Source organism: Bartonella sp. TS82HLJMH, from assembly GCF_042193495.1.
In the GTDB taxonomy this organism is placed as follows: Bacteria; Pseudomonadota; Alphaproteobacteria; order Rhizobiales; family Rhizobiaceae; genus Bartonella; species Bartonella grahamii.
The window spans coordinates 115918-137547 of the sequence record NZ_JBHILU010000006.1 but is presented as its reverse complement, the minus strand read 5'-3'; the positions used below and the strand labels follow the sequence as shown (position 1 = coordinate 137547).

Below are 21630 nucleotides of genomic sequence, written 5' to 3'. Positions count from 1 at the left end.
TTTCGTGAAGCATGTAATGCAGCAGGTATTAAAAAATCAGCGCACGGATTGCGAAAATTAGCAGCAACACGTGCAGCAAATGCAGGTGCGACAGTTTCGCAAATGAAAGCGCTTTTTGGTTGGACAGAAGATAACATGGCATCCCTTTATACCAAAACAGCCGATAGAAAACGACTTGCAATAGAAGCTATCAAAAAACTACAAAAAAGTTAGGGGCATGGTTGACAGTAAGAAAACAAACCAAAGCCCCGTAAAAATTATGAACGCAATCAAAGCGGTGTTTGAGGTGCATCAGAAACCAGAGGAGAAATAGGTGGTTGTGTCTGTTGCATTGTTTGCCATAAATTATAATTCGTTTGCATATCCAGCCAAAATTTTGCTTTACTAAAACCAGCTAATTCTAATTTCACTGCAAGTTCGGTACTCATAGAGGCATGTCCGTTAATCACTCTTGATAGAGAAGCTCTTGTCATATGGAGATGATCAGCTAACTTTTGTATTGTTATCCCCATTTCTTCTAAGAAAGCTACTTTTAGAACTTCGCCCGGATGTGCGGGGTTATGCATCATTTGTTTTCGTTCCTTTCATCAATGGTAATCTTGATAATCAACAAGCTCCACATCTGTTCCTATAAAGCGAAAAGTAACACGCCAATTTCCATTCACCCATATAGAATAGTATCCTGTAAGTTCACCTTTAAGAGGATGCATTTTAAAGGCAGGCGCTTTCAACATTTCAGGCGTCGTAGCACTTGTTAAAGCCGTCAAGATAACGCGTAATTTTTTTACGTGATCTGGTCGAATAGCTTTTGTGGAACCTGTTTTATAAAATAATTTTAAGCCCTTATGTTTGAAACTCACAATTGCCATTACCGCCCCTTATCGTATATCGTCACTATACGATCAATAAAAATAAGAATCAAGCGCCCTGCTAGCAAATCCAGTTATCTAGATAAAATGATTGAATATAAGCTATATAAAAGTTAGGGATAGGTGGAAAATAAGTTAAAAGAATCAACGGAATCAAAATTCCCGAACTTTTATATAACCTATTGATTTTACTAAACATTGGCTGGGGTACCTGGATTCGAACCAGGGAATGCCGGTACCAAAAACCGGTGCCTTACCGCTTGGCTATACCCCAAAAAAACACGCTTTATAGCGACTCTTGCACCTTATAGCGATTCCTGTGATTGGACGCAATATCTGAAAATCAAAGACTTTACTTTTTTATCATAAAGTGCCTGAATCTTATATGGCATTGCATCGATACAAATTCGTAGCAGAAACTGATATACAGTTGTGCTTTTAACACAAATAGAAAACATTTATCCACCAATTATTTTGCTCTTTGTATTGATTTTTTAGGAACAGAAAATGAAAATCTTGTAGTTTACTCATGTATCAATAAATTAGCATATGATTTACTTTTCTTGATATATTCCAATCTCATCTTGCTTCATTAAGATAAAAGCTGTCACCATATTGGAAACTGGTAAAGTGTGTGATAGTTGCTGTGCTCTTTCATTAAGCGTAAAGATGATAATGTCCACTGGTTTTTACATTATATTATTCATGAGTAGCGCCATAAAATGAAATCAAGCACATTGAAAAATATCTCCTAAAAATAACACTTAAATATTCTATTGCAAACACTATGACACACCTAATAGGTTAGAAGAGTTTTGCAAAAATTAAAAATATTTTATCTAGCATTTGAAAAAATAAAGATATAAGAACAAGGGATAATAGCTATTTCTATTTACTTTTTATTCAAAAGATAATGATATTTTTATCGGTTCATAGATGTAAAAAATCTTCAGAAACAATCTTTATATAGACTAATGCCTTTTTTGATTGATTGGCATACATTTCCTAAAAGCTCCTTTTACAAAAAGAGAGACATTAAAATTAATTTCATACAAATAGGTATTCAACATTTGCTTTTAAACTCTGTAAATGGCAAATTAGACTTATGAAATAAGCTTAACAATTAGAATCGAGGAGATTTTTAAATGGCTTTTGAATTGCCCCCATTGCCTTATGATTATGATGCCCTTTCACCTTATATGTCACGCGAAACGCTTGAATATCATCATGATAAGCATCACCTCGCTTATCTTAACAACACCAATAATTTTGTGAAGGAGTTAGGCTTAGAAAATGAAAGCCTTGAAGATATTGTTAAAAAAAGTTTTGGAAAAAATATTGGTTTGTTTAATAATGCAGCACAGTATTACAATCATAACCACTTTTGGCTTTGGATGAAAAAAGATGGTGGTGGTCAAAAACTTCCTGAAAAGTTAGCAAAAGCTATTGACGCTGATCTAGGTGGTTACGACAAATTCCGCACTGATTTTATTGCTGCTGCTAGTGCCCAATTTGGTTCTGGATGGGCGTGGGTTGCTGTTAAAGATGGCAAGCTTGAAATTATGAAAACGCCTAATGGCGAAAATCCCTTAATTCACAATGCTCGACCTATTTTGGGTGTCGATGTGTGGGAACATTCCTATTACATTGATTATCGCAATGCTCGACCAAAGTACCTCGAATCCTTTGTAGACCATTTAGTTAATTGGGACTATGTTTTGAAACTTTATGAAGAATGTGAATTTTAAGCTATCTAGATAATTTTTTAGTGTATGAAAGTCCCTATAAACCAATAAATTATCGGGGACTTTCAAACACAGACATTATGGATTAGCAACAGTCTTTTTCTGCTATCTTGAGAATATATGCATAGATATAGGCAACTTCTTCTAGCTTTGAAAGACGTCCAGCTGCACCAGCGTGCCCTGAATCCATATTAATACGTAATAAAATTGCATTATCGTCTGTTTTTAAGTCTCGTAATTTTGCCACCCATTTTGCAGGCTCCCAGTAAGTTACACGAGGATCTGTTAATCCTGCCATCACAAGTATAGGAGGATAGTTTTGAGCTTTGACATTATCGTAGGGTGAATAGGAAGCAATAAGCTTATAATCTTCTTCTGATTCAAGAGGATTTCCCCATTCGGCCCATTCTGGAGGTGTAAGTGGCAATGAAGCATCTAACATTGTCGCTAAGACATCAACAAAAGGCACATTCGCTACGATTGCCGCAAAATCCTGTGGAGCTATATTGGCAATGGCTCCCATCAACATCCCCCCTGCTGAACCACCATAAGCAATAAGCCGGTCGTGAGAAGTGAATTTATTGTTTACAAGGTAACGCCCACAAGCAATAAAATCTGTAAATGTATTGTGCTTAAAGAAATGCTTTCCTTTTTCATACCATTCTACTCCCTTTTCTTTTCCTCCGCGAATATGAGCAATCGCGTAAATAAAACCTCTGTTTACTAGAGAAAATAGATTACTATTGAAACTGGCAGGAATAGAGATCCCATAAGCGCCATAACCGTAAAGAAGACAAGGTGCACCACCATCAAGAGGAGTGTTTTTGTGATAAAAAAGTGAAATAGGAATCTTCTCACCATCGTCTGCTATTGCTGTAACACGTCGTGTTACATATGCATCTTTATTATGCCCAGAGGGAATTATTTGCGTTTTTAAAAGCATTCGTTTACGACTTTTCATCTCATAATCAAACACTTGATCAGGTGTTGTCATAGACGAATAGGAAAAACGAATAGTTAGACTGTTATATTCTGCAACCCCTTGTAGACCTAAAGAATAAGCCTCTTCAGTAAAAGCAATGGAATTAACTTGTTTAGTGGTACGTTCCATTACTTTTATACGTGGAAGCCCCTCAAAACGTTCGATCCAGACAAGAAAATCTTGATAAGCATCATGGGATAATATTAGGCACCCAAGCTGATGTGGGACAAACTCAGACCAATTTTCTGATTGTGGAGATGTATATGGCGCTACCATAATTTTGAAATCTTTTGCATTATCTAGATTGGTCAGAATATAAAAGACATCACCACCTTCTGTAAGTGAATATTCAATACCTTTTTGTCGTTTCCGTACACATTGGGGAGTAGTAAAAGGCGCCTCAGCAGGAATCAACCAGATCTCTGATGTTTCATGATCATGAATATTAATATAAATAATATCATTAAGCTTAGAGCCGCTTACATCTAAGAAAAAACTTGGATTGTCTTCGCGAAAAATAAGCTTATCTTGTGATTGATCAGTGTTTAATCGGTGATAATAGAGCTCTGAAGGTCGGTGATTTTTATCCATCTTAGTATAGAAAAAACCTTCAGATCTAGCATCCCATACAATTTGACCAGATGTATCAGTAATTGTGTCCATGCAATCAGACAATGTCTCAAAATTACGAATTTTAGCTGTATAGAATTCTGATCCTTTGTCATCATAGGTCCATACCACATGTGTATGGTCAGGAGATTCTTGAACTGAACCAAATTTGAAATATTCTTTGCCTTCTGCTAAGATATCACCGTTAAGGTAAACGGTTTTTTCTCCGCCATTCCTTGGTGTCCGAAAATAATGCGGTTGTTGACCTCCGGTAACATAAGAGAATCCGTAAGCAAAAGGGCCATGTTTTATAGGAACAGAACTATCATTCTCTTGGATCCTGTTTTTCATTTCGGTAAAAAGCAAATCTCGTAATGGTTTTGTATCAGCCATTTGAGCTGATTGATAAGCATTTTCTTTTTCAAGATAATGTCGAATATTTGGATCAAGACAGTTAGGATTTTTAAAAACATCTTGCCAATTAGACGCACGTAGCCAATGATAGGGATCATCACGAAAAATACCATGATATATTTCCTTATGAGTGATTCTAAATGCTTTGGGAGGAATTGCAAAAGTGCGGGTCATACACAATCCTATATTAAAATATGTTAACAGCTTCGTTTATATGTTAGAATCATAATTATTGATGCAAGTGTAAAAATCTATAAGTTCTATTCACTTGTAAAAATAGCGCCATGATAATTTTTAAAACTAATACCTTTCTGTCCATTACATATCACAGCTATTGTTTTCTAGGGATATAATACCACTTTTATAATGAAAGTAATTGGTAAGACAATTAAACTATGAGAAAAAGAATTGATTTTTTTTGAAACAGTATAATCTTATAAATTTATAGAAAGTAATAACTATATTTAAAGTATTTTTATTAATGTATAAAACATAAAAATATTCTATGTCGTTTTAATGAATAGTTTTATATTATAAGTAATGCTGTTGTGCCTTATTTATAATATAGTATGTTCTTTATTATTAAATTTAATAAATATAAATAATAAAAATAAATTTAAAATTTAGTAAAAATAAAATTACTAAATTATAAGTATTCAAAATAAAAAATACTAATTTATATATTATATTTTTATAATTAGTAATTTTACTTTTACGTTCTCAAAAAAATAAATAAATTTTATCCTATATTTTTTTATATTTGTGATGTATTGTATGTTATGTATGATATGTTATAGGCTAAAAATATATTTTAGCATGTAATAATTTCGTTTTTCTTATTTTATATTATGACAAAAAAGAGGTATTTATTTGATTTTTTTGTGTTTTGGCAATTTTATAGAATAATTGAATTGACAAAAAAGATTTTTGTACAATATGAAGCTCATGTGCATGAGATCTTTATATCATGAGTATATGCACTATATCTCGATTTTGAATTACTCAATTTTAAATTAAAGGAAACAAGAATGGAACATCGTGCAGTCTTAGAGACTGAAAGCAATTTAGTTATTACATTGGTTGCTGATATTGTTGCTGCCTACGTGAGTAATAATTCTATTCGACCGACTGAAGTGCCAAGTTTAATTGCTGATGTCCATGCTGCTTTTCGTAAAGCAGGGAATCTAGAGTTAACAGAAGTCGAAGTTGAAAAACAAAGGCCTGCCGTTAATCCAAAGCGTTCAGTATTTCCTGATTATCTCATTTGCCTTGAAGATGGGAAAAAATTTAAATCTCTAAAGCGTCATCTCATGACACATTATGGAATGTTGCCAGAAGAATATCGTGAAAAATGGCAGTTAGATAGTTCTTATCCTATGGTGGCGCCTAATTATGCAAAAACACGATCAGCTTTAGCCAAAGAAATGGGTCTTGGACGCAAAAGTAAACGGAAAAAAACTAAATAATCTTATTTTGCGAAAAAATGGTTTCGTGTATAAATTTGATTTTAGTATACATGTTTTGTGTGAAGCTTTTGTATATATAGCAGTTTCTACCAAGGAGATTATACATAGCTTTCGTTACGAATCCGTTTAATCATTGATTTCAGACCATTTGATCGTTGTGGTGTAAGATTTTCATTTAAACCAAGTTTTTCAAAGAGCTCTTGAGCATCGGAATTGCGAATTTCAGAAGCTTTTTTGCCTGAATAAAAAGCAAGGAGTATGTAAATAAGTCCACGCACAATATGAGCATCGGAATCACCTTGAAACGTCAATATTGGATCTTCTGAGTTATTACGTGAAGATAAAAGCCACACTTGGCTAACACAACCAGGAACTTTGTGAGCATCGTTTCGAGCGCTTTCCGGAAAAGGTGGCAATTCATGGCCAAGCTCAATGACATAACGATAACGGTCTTCCCAATTATCCAAAAGCGAAAAGTTCTCTATGATATTACCGATTGTTTCCGCCATTATTTTAGTCCTGTTTCGTTTGAATAATCATTCTTAAATACACTTATAAAAAATAAATATTTATTCTTCCTAACATAAATAACACGAAGAACGTTAAAAATCCTTATTTCAAGATAACATTGTATGGCTTTGTAAGAACTCTTGTATTGCGATTTTGCAAGAAACATTAGGGGAAATCTCTGATATTATTGTTGTTCCCTAATATGTTGCCTAAATATTCATAAGCAGCTCTTGCACCGTAATATGCGCGTTCACCAAGTGAACTTAAAAATGATTTTCCTACTTTGCAGGTTTCTATATTACGGTCACAAAATGCTCCTAGGTCATTTAAAGCTTCTTTAAATGCACTAATCACATCGCTCGTTGTTGTCTCATTATTTTTGGGGCTAGAAGAATGGTCACTGCTTGGATTTGCTACAAAAAATGAAATAATGACAAAAATACAAAATAAAAAAAATGATAATTTGATTAAAAAACGTATCATGGGCAATCAATGTACCGCAGTGGTAAATACAATAAAAGAAGCATTTTATACACTGTTTCTTTATAAACAATTTATAAAATTTGTTTTTTATAAAATTGAGTATTCATTTATTGGATCTATATCATTGGCTTTTTTATAAATATGGCACAATGCCGCTGTATAAAATGGGATACATTGTCTATTCAGTAAAAATTTAACATCCCAATTATACACTTACAGGCTGATCATATTAATGAACATACCATGATAAAAAGTGAGAGATATAACCATGATCGTGCATAAGAGTTAAGAAATGTACCCCCCACATTTATAATCTTTTATTCCACAAGAAAGTGTAGCAATGAGATAAGGATTAAACACAGAGTCCAATTTCTTTTCCATATTGTGTACATACTTATTTTAAATAATAGTTCATCATCTTAGCTTAGTTGAAAAGGCTAAAAAGAGTCAGACTCTGTTATTCTGACTCTAGTAGTGATAAAATATTTATATTATCTATAAAATTTTTACTAGAACATCACCAACATGATCAATATGTCGATCAAAAGATCAAACAATAGCTTCATCTCTTATAACTCCATCTCAAGATCTCAAGACAAGTTTTTCTATAACATTGTAAACATCAATTTAATTGATACAAAAGTAGCTCCACTAAAATATAATAACCTTAAGAGACCAGTATTCTCACCAAACCGTTTACAGAAAAGTAACCCTATATATGTAAATTGTAAAGAATATAATGACTCTTATCTTTTTAACGTTATAGAAAAATAGTCTCTAACTTGTTTTTAAATGATAGGCAAACATCTGCGCCAAAAATGAAGAATAACGTGATATTATTATTGAGATGATTATATGTGATAATGCAGTTTGCAAACACTAAAATGCTCTTGAACGTTAATCATTCGATGTTCTCTTTATACATATTGAAAGATTTGTAAAATCTGAAATTAATAAAAATTGATAAGAGCTCTTGTTGATTGATCAACTTATACATTGATAGAATGAAGCTGCTTATTCTAGGAGTTTGAAAGGAAAAAACAATAATGTAAATGCATTTCTCTCTAGCGAAAAGTAAGAACTAATTTGCATTCGTTTCTTTGTGAAACATAAACGCAACTGAAAATAAAAATGATGACAACAAAACGAAAGACGACCCGAAAAAAAACTGTAAAACACCGTAAATACTATAGTAGTATTGTTATAACACTTCTTCTTATAATTTTTCATTTTATTTTTTGGATAGCAAAAACTCTTTATTTCTATACACGAAAAAATACTTTATTTTTTGTTGGATCTCTTCTTTTTAGCATTAGTTTTTTATTTATTTCATTTAATGCTTTATTTTCGCAAATGACAACGCATCAAAATATTTTAACTCAAATGAAATTTTCCTCCATTCAAAGTATAGGGAAGAGCTCTACTTTATTGGAAAAAGAAGCAAAATCACAAGAACTCTCTCGTGTAACTTCTCTACATTCTCCAAGTCATCACCATACAAATTCACCTTTACCTCCTCAATCAGTAAGTATGCTGGAAAAGCAAAAAGAACTAGCAAAATTAGGACTTTATGATGGACCATTAGATGGACTGGAAGGACCTAAAACACGCCGAGCCATCACTTTATGGAAACAACAAGCTGCTCAGAAAATGCAAAATAATGTTTTACCCAATTCTACAACAGATGAAATTGCGATATTAATTAAGCAGAGCGAAATAGAAATGGAAAATAAAACAAAAAGAAATATAACACACTCAAAAGAAGCTGTTTTAGAGCCTTCTGTTGAAGATATTATACGGGTACAAAAAGCTTTACATATTTTTGGTCATGAGGAGGTTATTGTCACAGGAATAGAAGATCAAAAGACGATAGAAGCCTTAAAACAGTTTCAACAAATGTTTGATCTTCCTGTAACTGGTAAAATTAATCACACAATTTTAATGAAAATGCGTGAAATTGGTTTATTAAATTGAAGCTAATCATCTACACTATAAAATAATCTCTTAATTTATAATGATAATTCTCTTTCGTTTGTTGAATGCTTCCCTCAAACATTCTTTCATCTCAAGCCCTCTTATATTCAATCAGTCAGAATGGTTTTCTTACACATTACATATTGAGCCATACAATTTGCTGTAAGAAAACCACAACCGATTGCAGAAAAAAGAAATATTGCAAAATAGCAAACGCGCTCGTTCTAGAATTTTTATTGCTTCTGATGATAAAAGGACACGAAATTTTTATAGTATCACGTAAACCTTTCATATTATCGAGCCACTAATTGTCCATATATTATCGTCAATTTGATCTTTATAAATATGATGCAAAGAATTTGTGCAAACATCTGTAAGGATAAATAGACGTAAAGCTAGTTGTATTATGGTTGTTGTTTCGCAAAGTGTCTGATAAAAAATCGGCAATTCTCTCCAATCTATTGCTGGAAAGTTTTGTGTTTTATGACGTTGTTTTCTAAGAGAACGTGTGCTTTTGGTGTCGCCTATAAATCAACATCCAAACCTAACGCAGCAGCATGTTTGAAGCAAATGTTAAGACAGTTTAGTACTTTCTCAACTGCTATAGCTTTTGTATGCCAAATGGAGGCAAGGGCATTGCGCATCTCTGTTTGTATAATCTCTGAAACAGAGAGACAGTTTAATTTGGGAAGAATATGAAATTTTAAGGGTAGAAACCAATTTTCATCTTTGCCATTTCCTTTTAATTCAGCTTTACGACTTTCAAAGACATCTAAAGCAATGTCTTTAAAATAATGGAGATTACCTATTGCCTCATGCTTTTATTTAGCTCGTATCTTTTTGGGCCCACGCCTCCTCACGTAAAACAAAATGTCCTAAACGGAATATACGCGGATTGCCATTCACGGGCTTTCTTAAAAAAATATTTCTAAAGCACCCAAGCCCATTTCGCAACAACTGCCCGTGAATAATAATAGCAGCCCCACTTGTGCGCTATCATCTTTACACTTATGAAGAAGCAAGCCGGCATCATTACACACTGTACCTACCTTCAATTTGTGACAGCTCTTGACACTTGAGACGATTCATAAAAAAAGCATATCCTTGCTTTATTTTTTATCCACAGACGCTAATTCCGCCTGTAACATGCAAAAAACATGGTTTTGATTGATTCATTATAAAAGAAGTTGAAATGAGAAAATCTTATGACCTTTGCAGCTTTCGTTCAATATAAGAAATAAAAAATTATCATTATAAATCAACATATTGTACAACTTTGATATTCCTTACAGGAATGTAAAGATGGTGGCGCATAGTAGAGTTTATATACTTTGGGAAGATTTTTATAAACTTACGGGGGGGGGGGTTACATAATCCCCATTCCACAAATGTCAATGTGAAATGGGACATCCACTGAGAGATGTCTATCTCAAACAGCATGATGTGCAAAAAAAATGCATTTGTTTGGAGCATTCTATTTTGCGTGAGGAGTTCATTCCCCTATAAAAAACAAACGTGTAAATTAACTGCACAATAACACGTTTCTCTCTATCAAGAGGTTAGTTAATAGATAATACATCTTTGTCTATCCTGCTTTATATTTTCTCTCATAAACCTCTCAAAAATACACTTTCTCGCGTAACATAACTTATCGTGCATTTTAGAAGCACTTTTATTTCCTTTATTAAAGAAAATAAAAGAATATATAAAAATTTATTTCAGTAATAACTATACAACAAAAAAATATTAACCCATTATATCCTTTTTGCTATTGCGGCCTGGGCTGCTGCTAAACGAGCAATTGGTACTCGAAAAGGAGAACACGAAACATAATCTAGGTTATTTTCTTCGCATAAAGCAATAGAGGCAGGATCGCCTCCATGTTCACCGCAAATTCCCAATTTTATTTTTGCACGCTTTGATCGTCCACGCTGTGCAGCAATGGTAATAAGTTCTCCTACTCCATCACGGTCAATAGACACGAAAGGATCTTGCTCTAAAAGACCTTTTTGAAAATAAGTAGCCAAAAAAGGGGCAGCATCATCACGGGAAATCCCAAAAGTGGTTTGTGTCAAATCGTTTGTTCCAAATGAAAAAAATTCAGCAGTTTCAGCTATTTCATCTGCTCGAAGCGCCGCCCTTGGAAGCTCAATCATCGTCCCAACCATATATTGAATAGTGCTTCCCTTTTCTTTCATCACTTCCTCAGCAACCTGATCAATACGCGCTTTTACAAAATCGAGTTCAGATTTAAGCGCAACAAGTGGCACCATAATTTCAAGCATAACAGGAGATCCAGATTTTTGGGCAGCTTCTGCTGCTGCTTCAAAAATCGCCCGCGCTTGCATTTCTGCAATTTCAGGATAAGTAATAGCTAAACGGCATCCACGTAATCCAAGCATAGGATTAAATTCGTGTAACTGCTGAGCGCGTTCAGCAAGCACTTCAGCAGAAACACCCATAGCTGTTGCAACATCAAGAATTTCTGCTTTCGTTTTAGGCAAAAATTCATGTAATGGTGGATCTAGCAAGCGGATAGTAACAGGTAAACCACACATAATTTCAAATAATTCACTAAAATCTGAACGCTGCATTGGCAAAAGCTTATCTAGTGCTTTACGACGACCATTTTCATCATGACTTAAAATCATTTCACGCATGGCAACGATACGTTCATCAGAAAAAAACATATGCTCCGTACGGCAAAGACCTATACCCTCAGCCCCAAAAGAGCGCCCCATACGCGCATCAGATGGTGTATCAGCATTAGCGCGAACTCTTATACGTCGCATCTCATCAGCCCATTCCATTAATTTTGCAAAGTCTCCGCAAAGCTGAGGCTGCAACATTGCAACTTTCCCTTTGAAAATTTCTCCACTTCCACCATCAATTGTGATAACATCACCTTTTTTAAAGCTTTCTCCTGAAGCAAACAGCGTATTTGTGTTATAATCAATCCGCACACTGCCAGCACCAGAAATACATGGTTTTCCCATCCCCCGCGCAACAACAGCAGCGTGACTTGTCATACCGCCACGCGTTGTTAAAATTCCTTCTGCAGCATGCATACCATGAATATCTTCTGGGCTCGTTTCTACACGGACCAAAATAACTTTGCGACCTTCTGCCGACACAGTTTCTGCCTCTTCTGAAGTAAAAACAATTTCACCAGTTGCGGCTCCAGGAGAAGCAGGTAAACCACGTCCTATAACAAAACGTTCTGCTTTGGGATCAAGTGTTGGATGCAAAAGTTGGTCAAGCGACTTTGCATCAATACGCATCACAGCCTCTTCATGGTTTATTAACCCCTCCTCAACCATTTCAATTGCTATCTTGAGAGCCGCACGAGCCGTGCGTTTTCCTGAACGAGTCTGAAGCATCCATAATTTACCTTTTTCAATGGTAAATTCGAGATCTTGCATATCCCGATAATGCTGCTCAAGCTTCTGCGCTATATGACATAATTTCAAAAAAGCCTCAGGCATAATTTTTTCTAATGACGGTCTATTTGAACCAGCAACAATACGCGCATTTTCTGTAATATTTTGAGGCGTTCGAATGCCCGCCACCACATCTTCCCCTTGCGCATTAACTAAAAATTCACCATAAAGTTCTTTTTTTCCTGTCGATGGATTGCGTGTAAAAGCAACACCTGTTGCCGAATCTTCACCCATGTTGCCAAAAACCATAGCTTGCACATTAACTGCCGTTCCCCAATTTTCAGGAATATTATGTAAACGGCGATAGGTAACTGCACGTGCTGTCATCCAACTTGAAAAAACGGCTCCAATTGCTCCCCATAACTGCTGTTCAGGATTTTGTGGAAAAGGCTTTCCTAATTTTTCTTCAACATATGCTTTATAAGAAGTAATAATATTCTTCCAATCATCTGCTGTCATTTCTGTATCAATAGTGTAACCATTGCGTACTTTTGCTTCATCAAGAATTTCTTCAAAATACGAATGATCTAACCCCAAAACAACGTTAGAATACATTTGGATAAAACGCCGATAACTATCATAAGCAAAACGTTCATTATTAGCTTGTAAAGCAATGGCTTTTACAGTCTCATCATTCATGCCAAGGTTAAGCACTGTATCCATCATCCCTGGCATAGAAGCCCTAGCCCCTGAACGAACAGAAAGCAAAAGTGGCTTTTGCTCACTCCCAAATTCACGTCCTGTTTGTTCACCAATGCGTCTTAGTGCTTGCTTAACAGATTCCTGTAGCTCTTCTGGATATGATTTGTTATGGGCATAATAAAAATTACAAACTTCTGTTGTCAGCGTAAATCCAGGTGGTACGGGCAAACCAAGATTACTCATTTCTGCCAAATTAGCCCCTTTACCTCCGAGAAGGTTACGCTCACTTGCACTTCCTTCTGCCTTTCCATCTCCAAAACTATAAACCCATTTTTTCATTGTACAAATCCTCCCATATCAGCATCAAAACATCATTCAACCTAGGCTCACTTAAAAGCAATGATTTGATTCAAAATCAGCTCAAAAAAGTATTGCTTCATAAATGCATAATATTAATCCTTCCAAAAGTAATAATGACTAAAAGTATCACTATCCATCTTCTGGAAAATTAAGATTCAGTTTTTAAGAAAACTATCAATCACTGAAAAAAAGTCTTCTACTTTCATGGCACCTTCATATTTACTACCATTAATAAAGAAAGTAGGCGTTGCTGTAACACCAAGTTTTTTACCACGCTCAAAGGATGCATTCACTTCATCTAAAATGGCTTGATTTTTCAAACATGCAGCAAAACTTTCATCTGTAAAACCAGCCATTAAGCCAATTTTTTTTAATGGTGTTAGAGCATCTTTTCCGAAAGCCCATTCATTTTGTTTTTGAAATAAAACTTCTATCAAAGGAAAATAGCGATCTTCTGGCGCACACTGTGCCAACATAAAACCTGCTGTTGCCCGAGGATCAAAAGCATAATCGCGGAAAATCAGTTTTACTTTTCCTGTTTTTATATATTTTTTACGAATTTGAGGAAGTATATCATTATAAAAATGCGCACAATGGGTACATGTCAACGAAGCATACTCAACAATGACGACTGGTGCATCCGCCTCTCCCTCAAAGCGATCCTTTACTTTACCCGATTGGAGAATCTCTGCCATATCAACAGTTGCCACTGGTTTTGGATCACGCGCTAAAGCAACTGTTACACTGTTTTGTACAATCGTTATGAAGAGAAAAATTATCCCGAAAGATAAAAAAGAACGATATTTTACCATAAATAATACTTTTCTGTTGTTATTAACGAATAAGAATCCAATGCTTTCTCATATATTAAAGAAAAATATATAAAATATCTTTCTATTTATTATTTTTTTCCAAGAAAATGCAACAGCCAAGTTTATAAAGTGATTGGCGCAAGCTTTTATCTTCAATTCCTTCAAGCATTTTTTCCACGCATTTTTTGTCTTGTTCACTCAAAGATGGTTTTAGAGGCAAGTGATTCATAAAAACAGACATACTCCTTTGCTCAATCTTGATGCGATCAATAGCAATATAGCCAAAAAATCCGTTAATTCTATGAAGTAATTCCTCTGTTTCATGCATCAATTTTAACGCAGCAAATCCTTCACATGCGACAACAAGTGTTGCTGGCTGAAAAACTTCATCTTGATCTGCACGACGTTTCCAAATAATTTTAAGCGGCATTGTATGTTCACTGATATTATAGCCCGCAATTTGTGGCCAATGTTCTATAAGCGCTACATTAAGCCCTGTCCGTTTGCGTAAAACTGGATCAAGTATTTTGTATACCGTCTCAGAAAGAGAATAAAAAATATGTTTTTTAAGTTGTTTTCTCATTTTTAGATCATTGTTCAACCGCTTACTAAATTAAAATCATTTGTTTTATCTAAAAATTATTGCCTCCTCAATTTATGAAATATCAACAAAATAAATAATTTTTTCTTTTGCATTTTATATCTCCCTATGCTTGAAAACAATCATGTATGAAATTTCTTCGCACCTCCTTGCTTGGTACGATCAAAATCACAGACATCTCCCATGGCGGATTACCCCCGAAAAGCAAAAACAAGGTATCCGTCCTGATCCTTATCAAGTTTGGCTTTCTGAAATCATGCTTCAACAAACAACCGTTGAAACAGTTAAGCCTTATTTTAAAAAGTTTCTGAAACTATGGCCTGATCTTTCCTCTTTAACAAAAGCCTCACAAGATGACATCATGAAAGCATGGGCTGGACTTGGTTATTATTCACGCGCACGTAATCTTAAAAAATGTGCGCAACAGCTTGTTGAAAACTACGCGGGACAATTTCCACAATCTGTAAAAGAATTGCGAACTCTAGCCGGCATTGGAGATTATACTGCCGCAGCCATTGCTTCAATTGCTTTTAATCACCCTGTAGCAGTGGTTGATGGTAATGTCGAACGTGTGGTAGCGCGCCTTTTTGCTATCACTTCAATATTACAAAAAGCAAAAGTTGAAATTAAAGAAAAAACACAAAAAATTACTGCTTTAAATCGTCCTGGTGACTTTGCTCAAGCAATGATGGATTTAGGAGCAACAATTTGTACTCCACGCAAACCATCTTGTTATACCTGCCCTCTTCAATGTTTATGCAAAGCAGCAAAGACGCAACAACCGGAATCTTTTCCAGTCAAAGCCCCTAAAAAAGAACGCCCTTCAAAAACAGGTATTGCTTTTGTGGCCCTTAATAAAAAGAAACAAATTTATTTGGAAAAACGACAGACGCAAAAGCTCCTTGGTGGAATGACCCAAATTCCTAACAATATTGGCATAAACAACGAAAATGGACTCCAAAATGCACCCTTTACTGCCAATTGGCAATTCAAAGGACAAATTACGCATGTTTTTACTCACTTTTCTCTAAAACTCGATGTTTACTATACTGAGGATGTTCATGAAATGAATTGTGAAAATGGTTGGTGGTGTAACATTCAACATCTTGCCGAAGAAGCACTACCTACTGTTATAAAAAAAGCCATTTCCGTAGCACTTCCCAATTCTTTCAGATTTAAATAGCCTTCCCTATTCGTAAAAATGTTTTCTAACGGAGACTTTTGTATCTCTAACGGTCATGTATTAATCTGTAAAAGAAAAACTTAAAAAAATGAAATAACCAATTTTTTCTACAGATAAGAATTAAGGAGGAATAGATAAGCTTAGATTTAAATTTCAGGATCTATCCTTTTTTCGCTTATGAAGGAGCAAATCAACACCATCATTATATTTACCAGCCCCCTACAACAACCCTTGGCACTTGAGACGGTTCATAAAAGGTACTTTTTAGTTCTTTCTTTAACAATTTTATTCACAGGCCAACCCCGCTTATGACATACAAGCAAGTAAATTTCATTGATTCAATATGAAATAGGTCTGAAATAAGAAAATTTGACGATATTCGAGGGGGGAACTCAATATGAATAACGCTAAATTATCTTTATAAACCAATACATTTTACGCACTTTATAGATGCACGTATTACCTCAAATAAGCACTTAATTTTGAACTTCTGAATGAGCCTTTTAATTTTGATATTTCATTTTTATAAGATTATATTAAAATTTTACTGTTTTGGAAATAAAATCAGAACGTAGAGTGAAAATTTCTCATTTTAATTTCTTTCACAAGAAGCATAAAAATACTCGCTTGCCGCTTACAAGCGAGATTAGTGTGTTAATAAAATACATCTAAGAAAGGCATAAAATACCCTCACGTCCATCTCAATCAAGATCAGGTACATTGATGATCACTCTAGAATGAAGCGATCAGCTTAGTTCATAAAACACCCGTTTTTAACATTTGTGAACGTATGATCATTCTTAAATGATCTATGGACTTCAACCGTCCATTTTCCTCATAATACCAAAATGTCCAACCATTGCAACTCTGCGAATCTTGAGCCTTTCTTCCCATTGCGTGAATTGAGCCCGCTTCACCACCATGCATAATCGTACCATCAGCTCTTACAATAGCAGATACTTGCTTCTTACGATCATAAAGAACTTCTCCAGGATAGAGTAAACCTGCTTCAAGCAAACTGTTGAATGCTACGCGCGGTTCTGCTTTTTTTCTATCCAAAATCGCTAGTTCTGGTTGCGCTAAAGGTTTAACCGCTGCAATTCTCTCACATGCTGCATCAATGTAATCTTGCTCGCGTTCAATCCCAACAAAATCACGCCCTAAAAGCTTGGCAACAGCACCTGTTGTTCCCGAACCAAAAAATGGATCAAGAATAACATCACCAGGTTTACTAGAAGCCATAATAATACGTGCTAATAACGCTTGCGGTTTTTGTGTTGGATGTAATTTACGCCCTGAATCATCCTTCAAACGTTCAGCTCCAGTGCAGAGAGGGAAAAGCCAATCTGAACGCATTTGTAGATCTTCATTTGCCGCTTTTAAGGCATCATAATTAAATGTGTACTTTTTATCTTTTTGATCTCGCACGGCCCAAATAAGCGTCTCATGAGCATTTTGAAAACGGCGCCCTCGAAAATTAGGCATCGGATTATTTTTGCGCCAAATAATATCATTAAGCATCCAAAAACCTAAATCTTGTAATGCCGTCCCAACTCGAAAAATATTATGGTAAGATCCGATAACCCAAAGTGTTCCGTTGGGTTTTAATACACGACGACAAGCAAGCAACCATGCACGGGTAAAAGCATCATAAGCAGCAAAACTCTCAAACTGATCCCATGCATCATCAACCGCATCAACAAGCGAATGATCTGGACGGTATAAAGCTCCGTCCAATTGCAAATTATAAGGTGGATCCGCAAAAATCATATCAACGGAATGTTTTGGAAGTTTTTCTAGAACGGAAACACAATCTCCTTTAAAAATTTTATTGCGCCATGGCATCTGTGAGGGAGTACGAAGAAAATCTTTTTGAAGCTGAATAACTGTCATGAAAAACCCAACAAAATTAACTGAATTTGCCCTATAATCAACCAAAATAGTTTATAGGCCCGCATTACCAATCCATATTTACAAAATAGCGTAAACGTATCGTTAAAGTTCTACAAAATTGATAATTGTTTTTGTTTTTTTAAGTAAAAAAACTTTCATATGAATGAAACCTTATTTTTCTTTTTTTCAATGTACTGTTCCCATATCTTTTATTTCGTAAAAGAATTAAGAATCATTTTCAAAGCGTATTTTTATGAAATAAGATCCTCTCAATATCGTTTTCATAAAAGTTGTCCATCTCGTAACATGTAAAGGAATATCTTATGCCTCAGATAGATCTTATTATTTTTGATTGTGACGGAGTTCTCGTCGACTCTGAATATCTTGCAGCAAAAATTGGATCTCAATTGCTCAAACAAACAGGATATGAAATATCACCCGAAGAATTGAGTGAGCGTTTTGCAGGACTTATCTTTCGCGATATTCTTAAACACGTTGAACAGGAAACAGAAAAACCAATTTCTGCTCATCTCATAGATCAGATGACTAATATTTTTCGTACACAAATAAAAACTAAATTACGGGCTATTGATGATGTAAGAGAAGCCGTAGAAATTATTCAAACACGCTATCCCTACTGTATCTGCTCTAATGCAAAAAGCGTAGATATAAAAGAGATGCTCACCACGGTTGATCTCTATGACCTTTTTGAAGGTAAAATATTTTCAGCACCTGAAGTTGGAACAAAAAGAACGAAACCGGCCCCTGATGTTTTCCTTTTTGCCGCACAACAATTACAGGTAGAGCCCCAAAACACTATCGTTATAGAAGATTCACTTCATGGTATACACGCAGCCATAGCAGCAGGCATGCGTGTCATCGGCTTTACGGGAGGATCACATAGCTATCTTGGCCACTCTAATGCACTTGCAGAAGCTGGTGCAGAAACAGTTATCGCAAAACATGCTCATTTAGGAGAAGTCTTAGAAGCAATGGCAGTATGGCGAAATCTATTATAAAAAATCTCTTGAATATATCAGTTTGTAAACTCTGGTAAGAAGCATTTTTACTCAAATGCCCTTCTCTTCTCGCTGCTTCTTTTATAACAACTTCAATAAATGCATAATTCACGGTACGGGTGAATTGCATTTCAATATGAAGGAAAAAATATAGCATCTCATTGAGCAATCATAAGCCAGTTATTGCACGTGCTTTAAACAAAGTAAAAAACAGGGATGAAAACTCATAAAAATCAAAACCTGCTTATCTATCTCAAATCCGATATCCCACTCCCAAACTCAGCAGTCCATCCTGATAAATTATTATATTTTTCAAAAAAGGAATATTACGATGCCCTGCTCGATAAAATGTGAAAAATTGCTAGCCTCTTCTATCTGATCAAAAAAAATCACACACTATGGTAAATTTTTAGAGTATGTGCGTATTGATCATGGAAAAACAGATTAAAATTCACGGAATCTATGGAATACAAGAGTTTATTGAAAACAACAAAAGCGTCCTTGTTGAGTTAGAAGGACTTATATTTACTCAATCCAAATCTCGTAAACTTGTTGAAGGCTTATTTACTTTGCAGCTTAAACAGTATTTTAACAGCATCAATTGGTACAACCTCCCTAAGATTACAAAAGATAAAAAGAATACATTCGTATGAAGATGTGCATTTTATAAACAACATTTCACACCAAGTAATTTACAGACAAAAACATTGATTTATAATCATAATTTATCATTATTAAATTAAACAAAAAAAACCGAATATTGTAAGATTCTCTCATTTCAAATCTGGATATGCTGAATTAAATAAAGAAAGAAATAAAATGCCTCTTAATAAATTATCTCAAGAGGCAAAGATTGTAGTAACAGTAGGAGCGAGCAAAGTGTATAGCGATGCCATCTTTCTTCTTTATAAACGTCAAAGATTCTGATGCCCTAAGAATTTTATATATGGGACTTTATCATCATATCTATAATTGTAAAATAGGCTTGAGTACCTCGAGAAGAATTTCTTAAAAAAGCACATAAATGTTAAACAACGTAAAGAGATACAAGTAGTTGCTCAAAATTTTCCGAAAGTACTTACATAGACTTTTTAAATAAACAATGAAATAAGATCTTTTCAAAAGTAATCCAACTTTAGAAAAGACACTCTTTCTAAAAATAAAAGCGGATTTTCAGTTTGGAAAGAAGAAAATGTTAAAAAATATTATCTAATGCCGATCTTTCAGCACTCATAAATGTGTCTGAATTGATATTCTTCTATACACTGCTTTACATCACAGTAATATGCTGTTCACATTGGCAAGAAAAAGATAATATCATTTATCTATATCCAATTCGAGCTATACTTTATACTATGAGAGAAATGTATATTTTTTAGTATCTATAAATTTATTAAAAAAATAATATTAATATCATTTTATAAAAATTATATGATCATAATATGTTATTTATATATAATACATAACAAAATATTTTATAAAATTTAAAAAATATTTTTGTAATTATTACTGTTACATTTTTACAATAATGTTTATAAAAAATTATATTTATATTTTTATATGTATTTTTATTATTGACTAAAAATACATATTGAAATATATAAATTGTATATAGCGTGAGATGTATAAACATTATGTATATTTTCTTACATATATAACTTAAAAATATTTGAGGTAAAGTTATGGTCAGAATATTTAAAAATTATATCTTAAGCATTTTTATAGCGAGCGCTTTTTTTATTTCTCAAACTGTAAATGTTAATGCAAACTATTTGAAAAACGATACTCAAAAAGAGGAATTTTCTGTCTTCCCAATGGAACAAGTAAAGTATGCGGAATCTAATATAGTTTCTACGACTGCTTTCTATGTTCCATCTGTAAATTATCAAACAGAAAATGGAACAATAGGTAAAGGGAAAATTGAAAAGGTCCTTGAGCCTATGACTATAGGAGTGGGACTATTGTTTGCTGGATATGCAATAAGCTTTATCGGATCGATAATAAGTTGGATAAAGGACATAGTATTGATGTTCAAATAATTCAACCTCGTCTAAAATCCTAAAATAATGGCTTCATTATGTGTTGATGTATTATTTCAAATAATAACATAATGAAGCTTCTCTTTCTATAAGATATAAATATTGTAGATTATATCCAAATATCAAAAGTGTAAATTTACGCATATATATTGAATAGTATAAAATATTTGAGGTAAATTATGATTAAATTGTTTAAAAATAATATGTTAAGTATTTTCATTATGTCTGCCTTTTCTCTTTTACAGGTTGTAAATGCACATGCAAACTATTTGCAAAATAATGCTTATCGTGAGAATATTTTTGTTTCTGCAATAGAGCAGAAAAAACAGGATGCAGTCCATACCGTTTCTCTCTATAGCCCCATTCTAAATCTTGGAGTGGATAATGAAACTACTATTGAAGAAAAATTTGAAAAGGTCGTTGAACCTCTTACACTCGGAACCTTTGGTGTTGGGATGGCACTTGGATATGCATCAAGTACGATAGGCATGTTTTTAGGATGGATAATAGGTAAAATAATATCGTATTTTAAATCTCTTTAAAATTGAAATTTTATCAGAATAAAACCTTCTCATACGAAATATAAACA

General features: G+C 34.1%; 17 protein-coding genes, 1 tRNA gene and 1 pseudogene. 9 read left to right on the top strand and 10 right to left on the bottom strand.

What is annotated here, in order from left to right:
* Positions 1–213, top strand: a 213-nt coding sequence (locus ACFIKO_RS04575) for a tyrosine-type recombinase/integrase (RefSeq protein WP_375673419.1), incomplete at its 5' end; no start/stop codon positions are given.
* A 56-nt stretch (positions 214–269) separates the two neighbouring features.
* Here the strand turns inward: ACFIKO_RS04575 and ACFIKO_RS04570 are convergent.
* The 3 genes from ACFIKO_RS04570 to ACFIKO_RS04560 form a co-directional block, all read right to left on the bottom strand.
* Positions 270–569, bottom strand: coding sequence for a HigA family addiction module antitoxin (locus tag ACFIKO_RS04570; RefSeq protein ID WP_330168561.1), 300 nt, complete (start codon positions 567–569; stop codon positions 270–272).
* A gap of 18 nt (positions 570–587) precedes the next feature.
* Positions 588–869, bottom strand: coding sequence for a type II toxin-antitoxin system RelE/ParE family toxin (locus tag ACFIKO_RS04565; RefSeq protein ID WP_375619767.1), 282 nt, complete (start codon positions 867–869; stop codon positions 588–590).
* A 199-nt stretch (positions 870–1068) separates the two neighbouring features.
* A tRNA-Gln gene (locus tag ACFIKO_RS04560) sits at positions 1069–1143 on the bottom strand.
* Between the two features lie 871 nt (positions 1144–2014).
* Here ACFIKO_RS04560 and ACFIKO_RS04555 point away from each other — a divergent pair.
* The gene (locus ACFIKO_RS04555) at positions 2015–2617 is read left to right on the top strand and encodes a superoxide dismutase (protein ID WP_375619766.1); all 603 of its coding nucleotides are present in this window, start codon (positions 2015–2017) and stop codon (positions 2615–2617) included.
* Positions 2618–2699: 82 nt separating this feature from the next.
* Here ACFIKO_RS04555 and ACFIKO_RS04550 read toward each other — a convergent pair whose 3' ends face one another.
* Positions 2700–4793, bottom strand: coding sequence for a S9 family peptidase (locus ACFIKO_RS04550; RefSeq protein WP_375619765.1), 2094 nt, complete (start codon positions 4791–4793; stop codon positions 2700–2702).
* Between the two features lie 854 nt (positions 4794–5647).
* On the opposite strand from ACFIKO_RS04550, the gene ACFIKO_RS04545 reads away from it, so the two are divergent.
* Positions 5648–6085 (top strand): MucR family transcriptional regulator, encoded by a 438-nt coding sequence (locus tag ACFIKO_RS04545; protein WP_012754848.1) that lies wholly within the window; start codon positions 5648–5650, stop codon positions 6083–6085.
* A 98-nt stretch (positions 6086–6183) separates the two neighbouring features.
* Here ACFIKO_RS04545 and ACFIKO_RS04540 read toward each other — a convergent pair whose 3' ends face one another.
* Positions 6184–6594, bottom strand: a complete 411-nt coding sequence (locus tag ACFIKO_RS04540; RefSeq protein ID WP_012754847.1) for a SufE family protein — start codon at positions 6592–6594, stop codon at positions 6184–6186.
* A 108-nt stretch (positions 6595–6702) separates the two neighbouring features.
* A pseudogene (locus tag ACFIKO_RS04535) lies at positions 6703–7078 on the bottom strand (DUF5330 domain-containing protein).
* Between the two features lie 1134 nt (positions 7079–8212).
* Between ACFIKO_RS04535 and ACFIKO_RS04530 the strand changes: the two are divergent.
* A complete protein-coding gene (locus ACFIKO_RS04530; RefSeq protein ID WP_375619770.1) occupies positions 8213–9052 on the top strand; it encodes a peptidoglycan-binding domain-containing protein in 840 nt (279 codons plus the stop codon).
* A gap of 1754 nt (positions 9053–10806) precedes the next feature.
* Here the strand turns inward: ACFIKO_RS04530 and ppdK are convergent.
* The 3 genes from ppdK to ACFIKO_RS04515 form a co-directional block, all read right to left on the bottom strand.
* Entirely contained in the window at positions 10807–13473 is a 2667-nt protein-coding gene (ppdK, locus tag ACFIKO_RS04525) for a pyruvate, phosphate dikinase (RefSeq protein ID WP_375619764.1), read from the bottom strand.
* 176 nt (positions 13474–13649) lie between these two features.
* Positions 13650–14306, bottom strand: a complete 657-nt coding sequence (locus ACFIKO_RS04520; RefSeq protein ID WP_375673418.1) for a DsbA family protein — start codon at positions 14304–14306, stop codon at positions 13650–13652.
* Between the two features lie 82 nt (positions 14307–14388).
* The gene (locus ACFIKO_RS04515) at positions 14389–14889 is read right to left on the bottom strand and encodes a DUF721 domain-containing protein (protein ID WP_375673417.1); all 501 of its coding nucleotides are present in this window, start codon (positions 14887–14889) and stop codon (positions 14389–14391) included.
* A 142-nt stretch (positions 14890–15031) separates the two neighbouring features.
* On the opposite strand from ACFIKO_RS04515, the gene mutY reads away from it, so the two are divergent.
* Positions 15032–16090, top strand: a complete 1059-nt coding sequence (gene mutY / locus ACFIKO_RS04510) for an A/G-specific adenine glycosylase (protein ID WP_375619761.1) — start codon at positions 15032–15034, stop codon at positions 16088–16090.
* A 756-nt stretch (positions 16091–16846) separates the two neighbouring features.
* Here mutY and ACFIKO_RS04505 read toward each other — a convergent pair.
* A complete protein-coding gene (locus ACFIKO_RS04505; protein WP_372440009.1) occupies positions 16847–17935 on the bottom strand; it encodes a site-specific DNA-methyltransferase in 1089 nt (362 codons plus the stop codon).
* A 371-nt stretch (positions 17936–18306) separates the two neighbouring features.
* Between ACFIKO_RS04505 and ACFIKO_RS04500 the strand changes: the two genes are divergently transcribed.
* The 4 genes from ACFIKO_RS04500 (at position 18307) to ACFIKO_RS04485 (ending at position 21583) form a co-directional block, all read left to right on the top strand.
* Positions 18307–19002 (top strand): HAD family hydrolase, encoded by a 696-nt coding sequence (locus ACFIKO_RS04500; RefSeq protein WP_375619760.1) that lies wholly within the window; start codon positions 18307–18309, stop codon positions 19000–19002.
* 416 nt (positions 19003–19418) lie between these two features.
* Positions 19419–19655, top strand: a complete 237-nt coding sequence (locus ACFIKO_RS04495; protein WP_375619759.1) for a hypothetical protein — start codon at positions 19419–19421, stop codon at positions 19653–19655.
* 1029 nt (positions 19656–20684) lie between these two features.
* Complete coding sequence (locus tag ACFIKO_RS04490) at positions 20685–21041, top strand: hypothetical protein (protein WP_375619758.1); 357 nt, start codon at positions 20685–20687, stop codon at positions 21039–21041.
* Positions 21042–21262: 221 nt separating this feature from the next.
* On the top strand, positions 21263–21583 hold the full coding sequence (locus tag ACFIKO_RS04485; protein WP_375673416.1) for a hypothetical protein: 321 nt from the start codon (positions 21263–21265) through the stop codon (positions 21581–21583).
* Positions 21584–21630 lie beyond the last annotated feature (47 nt).